At 48.1% G+C, this 648-nt stretch carries 2 protein-coding genes; both read left to right on the top strand.

The window, feature by feature from the left end:
- On the top strand, positions 1-354 hold a 354-nt coding region (locus GY683_RS00050; RefSeq protein WP_297286813.1), incomplete at its 5' end, for a helix-turn-helix domain-containing protein.
- Positions 347-648, top strand: a 302-nt coding sequence (locus GY683_RS00045) for a hypothetical protein (RefSeq protein WP_297286812.1), incomplete at its 3' end; no start/stop codon positions are given. The genes GY683_RS00050 and GY683_RS00045, both read left to right, overlap by 8 nt.

The following is a 648-nucleotide window of genomic DNA, read 5'->3' as shown; positions in this document are numbered from 1 at the left end:
TTTAGCTTTATCCCCCATCGGTTTTTAACCCAAGGGTTTTTAGCTTCTTTGGGGCAAAAAGAACTCCTTTTATATTTGTTTCTGATTCTCGCCGCCGACCGCTATGGGCTTTCTTTTTACAGCTATGATCGCATCTGCTCGCTTTTGCACCTCAGTGTCGATGAATATGTCACAGCCAGAGACAGCCTGATCAATAAAGATCTGATCGCCTTTGACGGCAGCCTTTTTCAGGTGCTGCAGTTGCCGTCAAAACCTTTCCCCACCACAAGGCTCCCAGCTAGATCAACCAAACAAAGCCCTTTACCCATTGCCCGTGTCATTGAACAAAGCCTTAAAGGAATCCGCCATGAGTGAGACACAATCTTTTCCATCCCAACAATGGCTGCAAACATGGTGTCAAGACCACGGCTTGCCCAACATCAGCCTGTCTTTAAGATATCACTTGCTACAAGTCATCGATGAGTATCTGCAGTGGATGAAAGCCCAAGGATACGCTGACAATATCCGAGACGATCACCAGCTTGAACTGCAGCGTTTTATCGCATTTGTGCAACATGGCCGGTGGCATTGGGATCAGATTTTTAGCTTCGATGTGCTGGGCTTGTTCCAAAAAGAGGTCGGCAGAAGCCACGGCCGAGCGCTGCGAGG

Origin of the sequence: Moraxella sp. (assembly GCF_024227015.1) — a bacterium.
Taxonomy (GTDB): Bacteria; Pseudomonadota; Gammaproteobacteria; order Pseudomonadales; family Moraxellaceae; genus Moraxella.
Note: the sequence above shows the minus strand (reverse complement) of the source record. Positions and strands in the feature narration are given on the sequence as shown.